Source organism: Kitasatospora sp. NPDC101108 (assembly GCF_055584725.1).
Genome location: NZ_JBVJLM010000001.1, coordinates 844,753 through 860,308 on the forward strand (window position 1 = coordinate 844,753; position 15,556 = coordinate 860,308).

10 protein-coding genes, 1 tRNA gene and 1 pseudogene are annotated in these 15,556 nt (G+C 75.4%); 5 read left to right on the top strand and 7 right to left on the bottom strand.

Features of this window, described 5'->3' with window-relative positions; genetic code table 11:
* Nucleotides 1-29: 29 nt before the first annotated feature.
* From ACZ6Z8_RS03790 to fdh, 3 genes are all read left to right on the top strand, one after another.
* On the top strand, nt 30-929 hold the full coding sequence (locus ACZ6Z8_RS03790; protein WP_465605997.1) for a 4Fe-4S dicluster domain-containing protein: 900 nt from the start codon (nt 30-32) through the stop codon (nt 927-929).
* Nucleotides 930-1,021: 92 nt separating this feature from the next.
* Entirely contained in the window at nt 1,022-1,924 is a 903-nt protein-coding gene (gene nrfD, locus ACZ6Z8_RS03795; protein WP_465605998.1) for an NrfD/PsrC family molybdoenzyme membrane anchor subunit, read from the top strand.
* Nucleotides 1,925-1,993: 69 nt separating this feature from the next.
* On the top strand, nt 1,994-5,236 hold the full coding sequence (gene fdh, locus ACZ6Z8_RS03800; RefSeq protein WP_465606000.1) for a formate dehydrogenase: 3,243 nt from the start codon (nt 1,994-1,996) through the stop codon (nt 5,234-5,236).
* Here the strand turns inward: fdh and selD are convergent, their stop codons facing one another.
* Nucleotides 5,237-6,244: a selenide, water dikinase SelD gene (gene selD / locus ACZ6Z8_RS03805; protein ID WP_465606002.1), complete on the bottom strand. Its 1,008-nt coding sequence runs from the start codon at nt 6,242-6,244 to the stop codon at nt 5,237-5,239.
* A gap of 70 nt (nt 6,245-6,314) precedes the next feature.
* Between selD and ACZ6Z8_RS03810 the strand changes: the two genes are divergently transcribed.
* Nucleotides 6,315-6,410 (top strand) — tRNA-Sec (locus ACZ6Z8_RS03810).
* 32 nt (nt 6,411-6,442) lie between these two features.
* Here the strand turns inward: ACZ6Z8_RS03810 and ACZ6Z8_RS03815 are convergent.
* The 5 genes and pseudogenes from ACZ6Z8_RS03815 to ACZ6Z8_RS03835 form a co-directional block, all read right to left on the bottom strand.
* Nucleotides 6,443-8,194 (bottom strand): annotated as a pseudogene (locus ACZ6Z8_RS03815) (SelB domain-containing protein); the annotation flags it as partial.
* Nucleotides 8,195-8,304: 110 nt separating this feature from the next.
* Complete coding sequence (gene selA, locus ACZ6Z8_RS03820) at nt 8,305-9,654, bottom strand: L-seryl-tRNA(Sec) selenium transferase (protein ID WP_465606004.1); 1,350 nt, start codon at nt 9,652-9,654, stop codon at nt 8,305-8,307.
* Between the two features lie 177 nt (nt 9,655-9,831).
* Nucleotides 9,832-11,259: an RtcB family protein gene (locus ACZ6Z8_RS03825; protein ID WP_465606006.1), complete on the bottom strand. Its 1,428-nt coding sequence runs from the start codon at nt 11,257-11,259 to the stop codon at nt 9,832-9,834.
* Between the two features lie 30 nt (nt 11,260-11,289).
* Entirely contained in the window at nt 11,290-11,745 is a 456-nt protein-coding gene (locus ACZ6Z8_RS03830; protein ID WP_465606008.1) for an archease, read from the bottom strand.
* A 127-nt stretch (nt 11,746-11,872) separates the two neighbouring features.
* Nucleotides 11,873-13,111: a styrene monooxygenase/indole monooxygenase family protein gene (locus tag ACZ6Z8_RS03835; protein ID WP_465606010.1), complete on the bottom strand. Its 1,239-nt coding sequence runs from the start codon at nt 13,109-13,111 to the stop codon at nt 11,873-11,875.
* 364 nt (nt 13,112-13,475) lie between these two features.
* Here ACZ6Z8_RS03835 and argJ point away from each other — a divergent pair, with 364 nt between their 5' ends.
* Nucleotides 13,476-14,630 carry a bifunctional glutamate N-acetyltransferase/amino-acid acetyltransferase ArgJ gene (gene argJ, locus ACZ6Z8_RS03840; protein WP_465606012.1) on the top strand — a complete coding sequence of 385 codons (1,155 nt, stop codon included), beginning with the start codon at nt 13,476-13,478 and terminating at the stop codon, nt 14,628-14,630.
* A 91-nt stretch (nt 14,631-14,721) separates the two neighbouring features.
* Here the strand turns inward: argJ and ACZ6Z8_RS03845 are convergent, their stop codons facing one another.
* A complete protein-coding gene (locus ACZ6Z8_RS03845) occupies nt 14,722-15,474 on the bottom strand; it encodes a thioesterase II family protein (RefSeq protein ID WP_465606013.1) in 753 nt (250 codons plus the stop codon).
* Nucleotides 15,475-15,556: the final 82 nt, after the last annotated feature.

Genomic DNA, 15,556 nt, shown 5'->3' on the forward strand with positions numbered 1-15,556 from the left:
CCGCTCCCCTCCGCGGAAGGAGACCGGCTGTGGAGCAGCGATCGGAGCAGCCGCCGAGGGTCGGGTTCTTCACCGACACCTCGGTGTGCATCGGCTGCAAGGCCTGCGAGGTGGCGTGCAAGGAGTGGAACGCCGTCCCCGAGCGCGGCCTCGAACTGACCGGGATGTCGTACGACAACACCCGGGGTCTCGGCGCCGACTCCTGGCGCCACGTCGCGTTCGTCGAGCAGTCCAGGCCCCCCGGCGGCGACTGGACGACACCCGACCACAGCCGGGTCGACGTGTTCGCCGAGGCCGCCCGGCTGGACGATCCGGCCCGGGCCCCGGGCACGATCGCGCCGGTCGCCCCCGACGGGCGCACCGAGCTGCGCTGGCTGATGTCCTCCGACGTGTGCAAGCACTGCACCAGTGCGGGCTGCCTCGACGTCTGCCCGACCGGCGCGCTGTTCCGCACCGAGTTCGGCACCGTCGTCGTCCAGGAGGACATCTGCAACGGCTGCGGCTACTGCGTGCCCGCCTGCCCGTTCGGCGTCATCGACCAGCGGCCCGCCGACGGCCGGGTGTGGAAGTGCACGATGTGCTACGACCGTCTGGGCGCCGGGCAGGAACCGGCCTGCGCCAAGGCCTGTCCCACCGACTCGATCCAGTTCGGGCCGCTCGACAAGCTGCGCGAACGGGCCGCCGAGCGGGTCCGGACGCTCCAGGAGTCCGGCAACCCGAAGGCCCGGCTGTACGGCGCGGACCCGCGGGACGGCGTGGACGGCGCGGGGGCGTTCTTCCTGCTGCTGGACGAACCCGAGGTCTACGGCCTGCCGCCGGACCCGGTGGTGACCACCCGGGACCTGCCCGCCATGTGGCGCCGGGCCGCCGTCGCCGCCGTCACGGTCGCCGCCGGAGTGGCGGCGTGCTGCCTGCGGAGGCCGCGGTGAGCCGGCCCGCGCACGCCGGCGGCGGGCGCGGCGGCGGCGGGCGCGGCGGCGGCGGGCGCGGCGGCGGCGGGCGTGGCTGCAGGGAGCGGGCCATGGTTCCCCCGGCCGAGTTCGACTCGTACTACGGCCGCCCGGTGCTCAAGAAGCCCGTCTGGAAGCCGCTCGACATCGCCGGCTACCTGTTCCTCGGCGGGCTCGCGGGCGGCTCCTCCGCGCTGGCCGCCGGTGCCGGGGCCTGCGGCTGCCCGAAGCTGGCGCGCCCCCTGCGGGTGGGCGCCTTCGGCGCGATCGGGCTGTCGCTGGTGGCGCTGGTCCACGACCTCGGCCGCCCGGGGCGCTTCGTCAACATGCTGCGCGTCGTCAAGCCGACCTCGCCGATGAGCGTGGGCTCCTGGCTGCTCGCCGGGTACGTGCCGCTCGCCGCTGCCGCCGCCGCGAGCACGGTGACCGGCAGGCTGCCGCGGCTCGGCACGGCCGCCGGGGCCGGCGCCGCCCTGCTGGGCACGGGCGTCTGCACCTACACGGCCGTCCTGATCGCCGACACCGCCGTGCCGAGCTGGCACGACGGCCATCGCGAGCTGCCGTTCGCGTTCGGCGGCTCGGCCGTGTCCGCCGCGGCGGGCCTCGGCCTGCTGACCGCGCCCCTCGCGCAGAACGGCCCGGCCCGGCGCGCCGCCGCCTTCGGCGCCGCGCTCGAACTCGGCGCCACCCGGGTGATGACCGGCCGGATGGGTCTGAGCGCCGAGCCGCTGCACACCGGCCGGGCGGGCCGTCTGATGCGGGCGGCGGAGCTGCTGACCGGGGCCGGGGCGGCGCTCGCGCTGGCGGCCGGGCACCGGGACCGCCGGGTGGCGGCGGCCGCGGGGGCGGCGCTGCTGGCCGGGTCGGCCGCCCTGCGGTTCGGGATCTTCCTGGGCGGGGTCCGCTCCGCCGAGGACCCGAAGTACACGGTGCTCCCCCAGCGGGAGCGGCTGGCGGCCCGGCCTGCGGGCTGAGCGCGCCGCGACGATGATGGGAACGGCGGCCCGCGATCGCGGCGCCGCCCGGCACGAGGAGGTTCCGCCGTGGGTGTACGGACCTGGATCGACTCCTGGCCGGTCTACCGCCAGCTGACCGGCACGGACCCGCTGGGCCGCGGCGAGGCGGCCAAGAGCGCCCGCAGCGAGCACCTGACGCCCCGCACCGGCACGGCGGACGAGGTGGTCAAGTCCGTCTGCCCGTACTGCGCGGTCGGCTGCGGCCAGGACGTCTACGTCGAGGACGGCAGGGTCACCCAGATCGAGGGCGACCCGGATTCGCCGGTCTCGCGCGGCCGCCTCTGCCCCAAGGGTTCGGCCAGCCTCCAGCTGACCACCGGCCCGGCCCGCGAGTACCGGGTGCTGTACCGCCGCCCGCACGGCACCGGGTGGGAGCCGCTGCCGCTGGACACCGCGATGGAGATGATCGCCGACCGGGTGATCGCCTCCCGGCGCAACGGCTGGCAGTGGGAGGTCGACGGGGTCCGCACCCGCCGCACCCTGGGCTTCGCGAGCCTGGGCGGCGCGACCCTGGACAACGAGGAGAACTACCTGATCAAGAAGCTGTTCACCGCGCTCGGCGCGGTGCAGATCGAGAACCAGGCCCGTATTTGACACTCCTCCACCGTCCCCGGTCTGGGGACCTCGTTCGGCCGCGGCGGCGCCACGTCCTTCCAGCAGGACCTGCAGCACGCCGACTGCATCGTCATCCAGGGCTCCAACATGGCCGAGTGCCACCCGGTGGGCTTCCAGTGGGTGATGGAGGCCAAGGCGCGCGGGGCCAAGGTCATCCACGTCGACCCGCGGTTCACCAGGACCAGCGCCCTGGCGGACCTGCACGTGCCGCTGCGCGCGGGCAGTGACATCGCCTTCCTCGGCGGCATCGTCAACCACGTCCTCCAGCAGGAGAAGTACTTCCGCGAGTACGTCGTCGCGTTCACCAACGCGCCGGTACTGCTGCGGGACGACTTCCGCGACACCGAGGACCTCGACGGCGTGTTCTCCGGCCTGGACCGCGAGGGCCGCACCTATGACCCCGAGACCTGGCAGTACGAGGGCCTCGACGTCCAGGCCGCCTCCGGGACGCGCGACCAGCAGTACGACCGGCGCACCTCCGAGACGGGCCGGGGCGAGACGCACGGCTCGGGCGGCGCCGCGATCGGCGAGGAGGAGCCGCGCCGCGACGAGTCGCTGAACCACCCCCGGTGCGTCTTCCAGGTGCTCAAGCGGCACTACGCGCGCTACACGCCCGAGCTGGTGGAGCGGATCTGCGGCGTACCACAGGACGTCTTCCGGCAGGTCTGCGAGCTGGTCACGGAGAACTCCGGGCGGGAGCGCACCACCGCGCTCGCGTACGCGGTCGGCTGGACCCAGCACACCGTCGGCGTGCAGTACATCCGCACGGCCGCCGTGCTGCAGCTGCTGCTCGGCAACATCGGCCGCCCGGGCGGCGGCATTCTGGCCCTGCGCGGGCACGCGTCCATCCAGGGCTCCACCGACATCCCGACGCTGTTCAACCTGCTGCCGGGCTACATCCCGATGCCCTACGCCCACGCCGACGAGACGCTCGACACCTTCGTCGAGGCGGAGGCCGCCCACAAGGGCTTCTGGGGCGGGATGCGCTCCTACCTGGTCAGCCTGCTGAAGTCGTACTGGGGTGAGGCCGCGCGGGCGGACAACGACTACTGCTTCGACTACCTGCCCCGGCTGACCGGCTCGCACAGCACCTACGAGACGGTGCTGGCCCAGCGGGAGGGCTCCTGCGAGGGCTACTTCCTGTTCGGCGAGAACCCGGCGGTCGGCTCGGCGGCCACCAAGCTGCAGCGGCTCGGCATGGCCGGCCTCAAGTGGCTGGTGGTGCGCGACTTCTCGCTGATCGAGAGCGCCACCTGGTGGAAGGACGGCCCGGAGATCGAGACCGGCGAGCTGCGGACCGAGGACATCGACACCGAGGTCTTCTTCCTCCCGGCCGCGGCGCACACCGAGAAGGACGGCAGCTTCACCAACACCCAGCGGATGCTCCAGTGGCACCACACCGCCGTGGAGCCGGCCGGGGAGGCGCGCAGCGACCTGTGGTTCACCTACCACCTGGGCCGGATCATCCGGCGCAGGCTCGCCGCCTCCACCGACGAGATGGACCGCCCGGTGCTCGACCTCACCTGGGACTACCCCACCCGGGGCCGGCTCGACGAGCCGGACGCCGAGGCCGTCCTCGCCGAGATCAACGGCCGGGACGCCGAGGGGCGTCCGCTCTCCTCGTACACCCAGTTGAAGGACGACGGCTCCACCGAGTGCGGCTGCTGGATCTACTGCGGCGTGTACGCCGACGGCGTCAACCAGGCGGCCCGTCGCAAGCCCGGCCGGGAGCAGGACTGGGTCGCCAACGAGTGGGGCTGGGCCTGGCCCGCGAACCGCCGCATCCTCTACAACCGGGCGTCGGCCGACCGGGACGGCCGGCCGTGGAGCGAGCGCAAGGCCCTGGTGTGGTGGGACTCCGAGCACTCCCGCTGGACCGGGCACGACGTCCCGGACTTCCCCGCCGAGACGCCCCCCGGCCACCGCCCCCCGGCCGGGGCCCGCGCCGCCGAGGCCCTCGCCGGCGACGACGCGTTCGTCATGCAGGCCGACGGCAAGGGCTGGCTGTTCGTCCCGGCCGGGCTGACCGACGGCCCGCTGCCCACCCACTACGAGCCCCAGGACTCCCCGTTCGACAACCTCCTGTACGGCCAACAGCGCAATCCGGTACGCCACTTGCTGCCCTCGTTGCCGGACAACCGGTACCAGCCGAGCGGCGCCGAACCGGGCTCCGAGGTCTTCCCGTACGTCGCCACCACCTACCGGCTCACCGAGCACCACACGGCGGGCGGCATGACGCGCTGGCAGCCCTACCTCGCCGAGCTCCAGCCCGCGATGTTCTGCGAGGTCTCCCCGCAGCTCGCCGCCGAGCGCGGGCTGGAACACCTGGGCTGGGCCACCGTGGTGACGGCCCGCGGCGTGATCGAGGCACGGGTCCTGGTGACGGACCGGATGATGCCGCTGACCGTGCACGGCCGCACCCTGTACCAGGTCGGGCTGCCCTACCACTGGGGGCCGAACGGCTACACCACCGGCGACGCGGCGAACGAGCTGCTGCACCTGTCGCTGGACCCCAACACCCACATCCAGGAGGCCAAGGCGCTCGCCTGCGACATCCGGCCCGGGCGGCGGCCGCGCGGCCCGGCCTCGGTGGAGCTGGTCCGCGAGTACTGCCGCCGCGCGGGCATCACCGACCGGACGGGTACGGAGGCGTGACTACCGCACGACGAGGGTGTGCTCGCCGCGCGGCACGAGTTCGCCGATCACCGGTGCGCCCGGGAGCTCGCCCGCGACCAGCAGCCCGCCGGAGGTCTGGGCGTCGGCCAGCAGCAGCCGCTCCTCCTCGCCGGCCCGGCCGAAGTCGGTGTGCGGCGCCACCCAGTCGAGGTTGCGGCGCGTTCCGCCGCTGACGAAGCCGTCCCGCACCGCCTCCCGGGCCCCGGCCAGGTAGGGCACCGCCGCCGCGTCGACCACGGCCGTCACGCCCGAGGCGCGGGCCAGCTTGTACAGGTGGCCGAGCAGCCCGAAGCCGGTGACGTCGGTGGCGCAGCGGGCCCCGGCGTCCATCGCGGCGCGCGCCGCGTCGCGGTTCAGCGCGGCCATCAGCTCGACGGCCTCCGGAAAGCGCTCGCCGGTCGCCTTGTGCCGGTTGTTCAGCACGCCGGTGCCGAGCGGCTTGCTGAGCGACAGCGGCAGGCCGGGGCGGCCGGCGTCGTTGCGCAGCAGGCGGGCCGGGTCGGCGACGCCGGTGACGGCCATGCCGTACTTGGGCTCGGGGTCGTCGATGCTGTGGCCGCCGCCGACGTGGCAGCCGGCCTGCCGGGCGACGGCGAGGCCGCCGCGCATCACCTCCCGGGCCAGTTCGAAGGGCAGCACCTCGCGCGGCCAGGCGAGCAGGTTGACGGCGACCAGCGGGCGGCCGCCCATCGCGTAGACGTCGGAGAGCGCGTTGGCGGCGGCGATCCGGCCCCAGTCGTAGGGGTCGTCGACGACCGGGGTGAAGAAGTCGGCGGTGGCGATCACGGCCGTGTCCCCGTCCGGGAGGAGGACGGCGGCGGCGTCGTCCCCGCTCTCCGGGCCGACCAGCAGCTCGGCCGCGCCGGGGCCGCCCTGCGGCGGGAGGAGGCCGGCCAGCGCGGCCTCCAGTTCGCCCGGCGGGATCTTGCAGGCGCAGCCGCCGCCGTGGGCGTAGCCGGTGAGGCGGATCGGGGTGCCGGTGGTCATGGCGTCTCCTCCGTGCGGTGTGGCGGGTTGATCCGGGGGCGGCCGGGCCGCTTCCATGGGGCGGTGGTGGGGAGGCGTGTGGGTGCCTGGTGGCCCTCCCGGTCTTCAAAACCGAGGTGTCCGAGGATCTCGGGCAGGCGGGTTCGATTCCCGTCCGCCTCCGCCACGGGCCGCCGGGGTGAGGCGGCGGTGGGTGGGGTCGACGCGTTCCGTCCAGCCGCGCCGGTCCAGGTGCTCCAGCAGCGGGATGACCACCCGCCGGGTGCTGTCGAGGGCGATCCTGGCGTCGCTGGTGGTGAACGGCTGTGCCAGGCGGGCGAGTTCGGCGGCGGCGCGGCAGTCGGCGTCCGGGAGCAGCACGATGCCGTCGGGCAGCCGCAACAGGGCGCCGGCGGCGGCCGCGGCGGCCAGCAGCTTGGGAGTCAGGCCGAGGGCCGCGAGCTCGTCCGCCTCGGGGGCGCGGAAGGGGTGGGCGGCGAGGCGGGCCCGCACCTCCTGGACGGCGGGCGGCAGGGCGGGGCCGGTGACGCTGCCGTAGAGCCGTCCTTCACGCTGCTCCAGTCGGCCGTCCGTTCCCCGCAGCAGGGCGGTGACGAGGGCGCGGTCGGGCAGGTCGAGCAGTCGGCGGGCCGCTTCGACGGGCAGGCCGGGATCGGTCGGCCGCTCGGCCGCGTGGCGTTCGACGGCCTCACGGAGGCGGCGTCGGAGGTGCGCCCACCGGCCCGGGTCGCACAGCCAGTCCCCGGTGACGGGCTCCTGGGGCGGGGTGAGGCCCATCGCGGTGAACTCGGGGCGGCGGATCAGGCCGCGTCGGCGGAGTTCGGCGGCCGGGTCGGGTGCGCCGCGCCGTCCTTCGAGTTCGTGGGCGTGGCGGGCCGCCGCGCCCCGGCGGGTGAAGGCGGGCGGGCGGACGTCGAGGACGGTGGCCGCCGCGGCGATCCGGTGCAGGCCGGGGTCGCGGAGCAGGGCGGTGTCGTCGATCCGCAGCGGGAGGCGCGCGGCCAGGGTGAGCCGGGCGGTGTCCGGGCCGAGGGGGCGGACGGTCGCCGGAACGGCGGCCGAGCCGAGGTGCAGGGTGAGCCGGCGCGGCAGGTCGGCGGCCGGGTCGCCGCGCAGGCGGACGTCCACGGTGTCGGTGGTGAGCCAGCGGCCGGGGGCCAGCAGGGCGCTGCCGCGCCGCAGCCCGGCGGCGGCGGGGCCGTGCACGTTGACCGCCACCCGGGCGGTCGCGGCGACTTCGGCCAGCGGGCACTTGAGGCTCTCCAGGCCGCGTACCCGCAGCGGTTCGCCCTCGGCGGGCTGTGCGGCCGCGGATCCGCCGACGGCGAGCAGTCGGTCGCCGACGGCGATCGCGCCGGCCGCGAGCGTGCCGGTGACGACGGTGCCGTGGCCCCGGACGGTGAAGGTGCGGTCGACCCACAGCCGGACGTCGGCGGCCGGGTCGGGAGCGGGCAGCCGGGCCGTCAGCCGGACCAGGGCGGCGCGCAGCTCCGGCAGCCCCGCGCCGGTCACCGAGCTGACGGCCACCGCCTCGACCCGGCCCAGCGAGCTGCGGGCCAGCCGGGCGAGCGCCTCCTCCCGGGTCGGGGCCGGGTCGGCCAGGTCGCTGCGGGTGACGGCGAGCAGGCCGTGGCGCACCCGCAGTGCGTCGAGCACGGCGAGGTGTTCCGCGGACTGCGCCTGCCAGCCCTGGTCCGCCGCCACGACGAACAGCACGGCGGGGACGGGCCCGACCCCGGCCAGCATGGTGGCCACCAGCCGCTCGTGGCCGGGCACGTCGACGAAGGCGACGTGCCCGGCGCCGGGGAGCGCGGTCCAGACGAAGCCGAGGTCGATCGTCATTCCCCGGCGCCGCTCCTCGGGCCACCGGTCCGGCTCCATCCCGGTGAGTGCCCTTACCAGGGCCGACTTCCCGTGGTCGACGTGCCCGGCGGTGGCGATCACGTGCATTCGGGCTCCGGGCGGGTGGGCGGGTGCGGGGCGGGTGGCCGGGTGCGGGGCGGGTGGCCGGGTGCGGGGCGGGTGCGGGGCGGGTGGCCGGGTGCGGGGCGGGGTCGTGCTCACGGTCGGGCCAGCTCCTCGGCGGCCAGGCGGACGGCTGCGGCGAGTTCGGCGTCGGCCGGCGCCGGCACCGTGCGCAGGTCGAGCAGGCAGGAGCCGTCGGCGGTCCGGCCGACCACCGGTGTCGGCCCCTGCCGGAGCGGGGCGGCGTACGCCTCCGGCAGGGCCACGGCGGCGCTGGGCAGGACCACCCCGGGCGCCCCGCCGCCGCCGACCACGGCGGGGCTGTCGACCGCCCGGGCCGGGATGCCCTCGGCTGCCAGCGCCGCGGCCAGTCGCCCGGCCCGTTCGCGCAGCTCCCGCACCTCGACGTGCAGAGCTGAACTCGTCGGCGTTTCAGGCGAGTTGACCGTGGCCTCCAGTGCGGCCAGGGTCAGCTTGTCCACCCTCAGGGCGCGCGCCAGCGGGTGCCGGGCGAGGGTGCGGACGAGGTCCGCGCGGCCCAGCAGCAGGCCGCACTGCGGGCCGCCGAGCAGTTTGTCGCCGCTGGCGGTGACCAGGTCCGCGCCGGCCCGCAGCCAGCCCTCGGCGTCCGGCTCGTCGGGCAGCAGCGGCTCGCGCCGGAGCAGACCCGAGCCGATGTCGGCGACCAACGGCGGCCCGAGCGCGGCGAGTTCGGCGAGTTCGGGGGCGCCGGTGAAGCCGGTGATGCGGAAGTTCGACGGGTGGACCCGGAGGATGAAGCCGGTGGACTCCCCGACGGCGGCGGCGTAGTCGGCGGTGGTCGTCCGGTTGGTCGTGCCGACCTCGCGCAGCCGCGCGCCCGTCGAGGCGAGCAGGTCCGGCAGGCGGAACCCGTCGCCGATCTCGACCAGTTCGCCCCTGCTGACGATGATCTCGCGGCCCTGGGCGAGCGCGGTGGCGGCCAGGACCAGGGCGGCGGCGCCGTTGTTCACCAGGTGCGCGGCCTGCGCGGCGGGGACCCGGTCGAGCAGGGCCCGTACGGTCGAACGGCCGCGTGGGGCGCGGTCGCCGGAGGCGAGGTCGAACTCGACGTCCGTGGCACCGGCGGCGGCCAGCACCGCCTGCCGGGCCGCCTCGGACAGGGCGGCCCGGCCGAGGTTGGTGTGCAGCAGCACCCCGGTGGCGTTGAGCACCGGGCGCAGCGCGGAGGCCGTCGGCGGCAGCGCCCGGACGGCCTCCTCGGCGACCTCGGCCGGTCCGATCTCCCCGCGCCTGGCCCGCTCCTGGGCCTCGACGACGGCCGCCTTGACGAGCGGACGCCCGAGGCGCCCGGCGGCCTCGGCGAGCCGGGGATCGGCCAGCACGGCGTCGGTGCGCGGCAGCCTGCGGCGGGGATCGGGCCACCCTTCCGGCGCGGCGGCTCCGGGCGCCAGGTCACGGTGCATCGGGGTGCCTCGGCCTTCGGGCGGGCGGTCAGGTCCCGCTCACCCTGGCCCGATCCACCGGGGGTTGTCGCCCGACACGCTGGGGAACGGCGAAACCGGCCGCGCCCCCGGGCTGCGGCAAGCGGTGTTCCCGGGGCGTGTGTGGCGACTGGGGACCGGGGCGGCCGTCCCGGCGGCTCATCCCTTGCAGACCCCCAGCGGGATCAACCGGGCGACCTGCCGGGCCAGTCCGGCGGCCTCGGTGACGGCGGCCACCGCGTCCACGTCCTTGTACGCCTCGGGCGTCTCCTCGGCCAGGGCCCGCATCGAGGCGGGCCGGACGGCGATGCCGCGCGCCTCCAGTTCGCCCTTGAGGTGCTCGCCGCGCACCGTGCGCAGCGCCTGGTGGCGGCTCCACACCCGGCCGGCGCCGTGGCAGGCGGAGCGGAAGGCCTCGTTGCCGGGCAGGCCGACCATGACGTACGAGGCGGTGCCCATGGTCCCCGGCACCAGCACCGGCTGCCCGGCCGCGGCCAGGTCGGCGGGCAGGTCCGGGTCGCCGGGCGGCAGGGCGCGGGTGGCGCCCTTGCGGTGGACGCAGAGCTTCCGTGCCTCGCCGTCCACCTCGTGGGTCTCCAGCTTGGCGAGGTTGTGCGAGACGTCGTAGACCAGCTCCAGTCCGACGCCGAGGGCGGTGGCGAAGGCGCGCCGGGCGGCTTCGGAGAGCAGCTGCCGGTTGGCCCGCCCGTAGTTGGCCGCGGCGGTCATGGCGCCGAGGTAGGCGCGGCCGCGCGGGGAGTCGACCGGGGTGCAGGCGAGCTGGCGGTCCGGGAGCTCGATCCGGTAGCGGTGCAGTTCGCGGTCCATGGCCCGGACGTGGTCGGTGCAGATCTGGTGGCCGAGACCGCGCGAGCCGCAGTGGATCATGACGCAGACCTGGCCCGTCCGCAGTCCGAAGGCGGCGGCGGTCTCCGGGTCCTGCACCCGGTCGACGGCCTGCACCTCCAGGAAGTGGTTGGCCGAGCCGAGGCTGCCGACCTGTTGCAGGCCCCGTTCGACGGCCCGGGTGCTCACCTCGCCGGGGGCCGCGCCGGCCAGCACCCCGCGGTCCTCGCAGCGCTCCAGGTCGCGCGGCACGCCGTGGCCGTGCTCGACGGCGTAGCGGGCGCCGCCGAGCAGCAGCTCGTCCAGTTCCTCCGGCCCGGACAGGTGCCACAGCCCGCCGCGGCCGAGCCCGCGCGGGACGGTGCGGTCCAGCAGGTCCATCAGACGGCGGATCCGTTCGGCGTCGAGCTCGTCCCGGTCCACCCCGGCGGCCAGCAGCCGGACCCCGCAGGAGATGTCGAAGCCGACCCCGCCCGGCGAGACCACCCCGCCCCGCTCGACGTCGGTGGCGGCGACTCCGCCGATCGGGAAGCCGTAGCCCCAGTGCACGTCGGGCATCGCGTAGGAGGCGCGGACGATCCCGGGCAGCGTCGCCACGTTCGCGACCTGCTCCAGCGCGCGGTCCCCGGCGGCCTGCGGCAGCAGCGCGCCGTTCGCGAAGACCACGCCCGGCACCCGCATCGGCGGGCGCGGCTCGATCCGCCAGCGGTGGCGGCCCGCCTCGGCCAGTACGATCTCCACCTCGCTCACCCCGCTCGCTCGGCGCGCGCCTCAGACGTCCACGGTGGCGGCGCAGGTCCAGCCGCCCGGTGCCCCGCCCAGCTCCAGGCCGTGCAGCGAGACGGCCTTCGGCACGGCGCCGACCAGGGCGGCGGTCGAGGTGTCGGCCATCCGGAAGCGCACTTCCACGCTGCGGGCGCCGTCCAGGCCGTGGATCGGCCCGAGGGCGAGCTCGGCGGGCAGTTCGCCGTCGGCGTCCATCCGGTAGATGACCTCCTCCAGGACGCCCGCGAGCAGGTCCGGGTCGCTCACCGCGAGCACGGTGCAGGCGCGCTCGCCGACGATCCGGGCGCCGGACAGGTCGGCGAAGCTGCCGACGACGGCGTGCACCAGCTCGCCGATGCAGCCCTCGGCCGTCGGCGCCCATGCCTCCACCCGCAGGTCCGCCGTGTGCGGCACGCTCCGGTGGCCGCGCTCGGACCGCCTCGCGGGGTCACGATCGTCCACGAGCGACGCCTCCCGCACCCGTTGCCGTCCCCCTCCAGCGTCGTCCCGGGGGCGGGCCGGGGGCAAGTGGGGTCCGCGTCGGACCCCTGACGCCCGCCGAGGCGAGGGTGGGGTCCGCGTCGGACCCCTAACGCCCGATGGTGGCGAGGTAGGCGGAGGTCAGCTCGGGGGTGGCCAGCCAGGCGGCGTGGTCGCTCGGTTCGGCGTAGGTGTTGGCCAGCCGGCGGGCGACCGCCGGGTGCTCGGCGGCGGCCGCGAAGACGGCCTGCAGGTGGTCCGGCACGGTCAGCATGGCGGCCGTGAACTCGACGGCGTGTCGGGCGTGTTGCTGCCAGAACCGCTCGGCGGTGCGGCACATCCAGTCCGCCGTGAACGGGGCGTCGCCGTGCTCGCGGATCGCCTGCCGGTAGGCGTCCGCGGCGCGCGCGGCGCCGTTGGCGCCCTGGCCGGTGATCGGGTCGTTGACCACCACGGCGTCGCCCAGGCCCAGGACGTGCACGGCGTCGACGCCCGAGCCCAGTTCCGCCACCGGGCGGCGGACCGTCGGGGTCACCGCGCCGCAGAGCCCGGCCCCGGCGTCGGTCGGCTCGGCGTCCCGCCACAGCTCCGCCTCCCAGGGCAGGTACTCGGCCAACAGCGCGCGCATCCGGTCGAGTTGGACGCCGACCTCGGGGCCGTCGCCGAAGGCGTCCAGCGGGCTGCCGGGCAGCGCCTCCCAGAGCAGGATGTCGCAGGGGCCGGAGCGGGTCAGGGCGGGCTGGAGGTAGAGCTCGCCCAGGCCGGGCAGGGCGTGCATCCGGGCGCGGGGCCCGGCGGCCGGGTCGGGCGAGCCGACGCCGTGCGCGTACAGGCAGGACAGCGCGCGCTGCGGCCGGTCGAAGGGTGAGCGGGCGGCGTTCCGTTCGAAGATCCCGGCCAGCTCGCCGCGCCCGGCCGCGACCACGGTCAGCTCGTGCCGCCGGGCCAGCGCGTGCAGCCCGGCCCGGTCCAGCGAGCGGTACTCGACCCGGCCGCCGCGCTCGGCGAGCAGTTCCAGCCAACGGGCCAGCTTGACCCGCTGGTCGACCGAGCGGCCGGGCTCGTCCAGGGTCATGGTGAACTCCAGGACGCGGGTGGCCGGCGGCGCGACCAGCACGGCGTCGACCGAGGACACCGACGGGGCCTCGTCCGCCCACAGGTCCAGTCCGGCCGCCGCCTCGATCCGCAGCGCCGGGCCGAACATGGCCTGGGTGGACAGCACCCGCCCGCCCCGCACCTGCTCCGGGGTGCGTTCGGCGACCAGCGTCACCTCGCATCCGTCGGCCACCAGCCCGAGCGCGAGCTGCAGGCCGGCCTGGCCCGCTCCGACGACGGCGATACGGCGCATGCGGTGGCCTCCCGGTGGTCTGCTGACGGTCCGTCGGCTGCTCGGACACGGTGCGTCAAGCGGCACAGTAGCCCAGCCGCCGGGCCGCGGGCAGGGGCCGGGCGCGAGGAATCCGGCAGGCGTCGCCCGGGCGGCCGCAGTCGGCGCGCCCCCGGGAAGACCGCATACTCATGCAGTACCGACCTGTACGAGGAGGTGGTGCGCATCCCTCTTCTGTCCGAGTTGGAGCGCCATTTGGAATCCGCGTTGACCCCGCACCGATGATTGATGTATTCAGATCTCCGCAACTTCATTCACATCCCGGTGGTTCGATTCGTCCTGCGCGACCCGGACCGGGACCCGTACGGAGAGGGATCGATCGACCATGCAGCCTGCTGTGCCCCGGGGCTTCCGGGCCGTCACCACCAACATGGGCCTCAAGGACGTCGAGGACGACTTCGCGGCGGTCATCTCCGAGGTCCCGTGCCGCTCCGCGGCCGTCTTCACCCGCTCGCGCTTCGCCGGCCCCAGCGTCGTGCTCAGCCGCGAGGCGGCCGCGCTCCAGCACAGCCGCGGCATGGTCGTGCTGTCCCGCAACGCCAACGTCGCCACCGGCCGCACCGGCGCGGAGAACGCCGCGGAGGTGCGCCGCCGGGTCGCCGAGATCGCCGGCATCGCCCCGGACGAACTGGTCATCGCCTCCACCGGCGTGATCGGGCGCCCCTACCCCATGGACGGCATCCGCGCCGGGCTCGACGCCATGACCTGGCCGTTCCCGGAGGCCGACTACGCGGCCGCGGCCCAGGCGATCATGACCACGGACACCCGCCCCAAGTACCTCCACGTACGCTGCGGCGACGCCGTGCTCGTCGGCATCGCCAAGGGCGTGGGCATGATCGAGCCCAACATGGCGACGCTGCTGACCTTCTTCTTCACCGACGCGGACATCCCGGCCCCCGAACTCGACGCCCTGTTCCGCCGGGTGATGGACCGGACGTTCAACGCCCTGAGCATCGACACCGACACCTCCACCAGCGACACCGCCGCGATCTTCGCCAACGGGCTCGCCGGAGCGGTCGACCTCCCCGCCTTCGAACAGGCGCTGTACGAGTGCGCACTGCACCTCGTACGGGAGATCGCCTCGGACGGCGAGGGGGCCTCCAAACTGATCGAGGTGCGGGTGACCGGGGCCCGGGACGCGGCCCAGGCCAAGCGCGTCGGCAAGAGCGTGGTCAACTCCCCGCTGGTCAAGGCTGCCGTGCACGGCGCCGACCCGAACTGGGGCCGCGTCACCATGGCCATCGGCAAGCTGGAGGACGAGACCGACATCGATCCGGCGGCCGTCAGCATCCGCTTCGACGACCTCCCGATGTACCCCGAGGAGCCGAGCGGGGCCCTGCTCGAACGGGCCCGTGCGTACCTGGGCGGTGAGGAGGTGGTCATCCGGATCGACCTGGGCATCGCCGACGGCGCGTTCACGGTGTACGGCTGCGACCTCACCGAGGAGTACGTGAAGCTCAACGCCGACTACACGACCTGACGCCCGCTCGCGGAGAGTGGCCGGCCTTCCGCCCGCTGCCTTCCCCCGGACCGCTCGTCGGGGGCAGCGGGCGGATGGGCCCGGCGGCGGCTCAGCCGCGCAGGTGCGCGGTGAGCAGCCGCACCACGGCGTCGATCTGCTCCGCCACGAAGAAGTGCCCGCCCGGGAAGACCCGGAGGCTGAAGCCGCCGCTGGTGTGCCGCTCCCACTGGGCGGCCTGCTCGACCGTGGCGTTGGCGTCGCTCTCCCCCACCAGGGCGGTGATCGGCTGGGGGACGACGGCGTCCGGCGCGGCCCGGTAGGTCTCGATGGCGGTGTAGTCGGCGCGCAGCGCCGGCATGATCAGCTCGCGCAGGGCCGGCACGTCGAGGATCCGCGCGTCCGTCCCGCCCAGCCGGACGACCTGCTCCAGCAGGCCGTCGTCCGGCAGCTTGTGGAACGCGGTGTCCCGGGGCAGCGAGGGCGCCCGGCCGGCGGACACGAACAGCCGCTCCGGCCCCGCCAGGCCGTCGCGGGCGAAGCAGCGGGCGACCTCGAAGGCGACCGCCGCACCCATGCTGTGCCCGAAGAAGACGATCGGACGGTCCACCCACGGCCGCAGCTCCCGGTGGATCTGCTCGGCGAGCTCCGGCACCGAGTCGATCGTGGGCTCGGCGAAGCGGTTCTGCCGGCCCGGGTACTGGATCGCCAGCACGTCGGCGTACGGCGCGAGCGCCTTGGCGTACTCCATGTAGTAGCTGGCCGATCCGCCGGCGTGCGGGAAGATCACGATCCGGGCGGGAGCGAAGTCGGACGGATTGAACCTGCGGAACCACGGGTTGTCGACGGCAGCGCTGCTGGGCATGCGGGGTGTGACCTCTCTCCCTGACGGACTCTGCTCACCCCAGTCTCGCAGTGCGCGCGCGCCACCGGGGGCGATTACGGTG